The following is a 385-nucleotide window of genomic DNA, read 5'->3' on the forward strand; positions in this document are numbered from 1 at the left end:
CGCGCTGGCCGACGAACGCGCCCGCGGCCTGCTGCTCCTGCACGGCACCTCGGACCTGCCGGAGGACGCGGCCACCGAGATCCCGGTCCAGCTCCACGTCGCCGAACCCGACGTCTTCGAGACGGAGGACTGGCTGAACGCCTGGTACCTGCGGATGACCCGCGCCGACCACGATGGGGGACCCGCATGGGCCCGTTCCTGCCCGACGCCGTCCGCGACCATGCCGTCCACCGCCCCGACGCGCCTGCCGTCACGGAGGGCGGACGGACCGTCAGCTCCGGGGAGCTGGACGCGCGCAGCAACCGGCTCGCGCAGGCGCTGTTGGCGGCAGTGCTGCCTCCGGGTGCGCCGGTCGGTTGTCTGGCCCGGCCACGCCTGCCCTCTG

The 385-nt window shown here is 74.8% G+C and carries 2 pseudogenes; both read left to right on the plus strand.

Annotated features, from left to right (window positions below):
* Positions 1–175: pseudogene (locus DN069_RS41240) on the plus strand (dienelactone hydrolase family protein); the annotation flags it as partial.
* An 11-nt stretch (positions 176–186) separates the two neighbouring features.
* Positions 187–385 (plus strand): annotated as a pseudogene (locus tag DN069_RS40830) (hypothetical protein); the annotation flags it as partial.

Origin of the sequence: Streptacidiphilus pinicola, assembly GCF_003258295.1 — a bacterium.
In the GTDB taxonomy this organism is placed as follows: Bacteria; Actinomycetota; Actinomycetes; order Streptomycetales; family Streptomycetaceae; genus Streptacidiphilus; species Streptacidiphilus pinicola.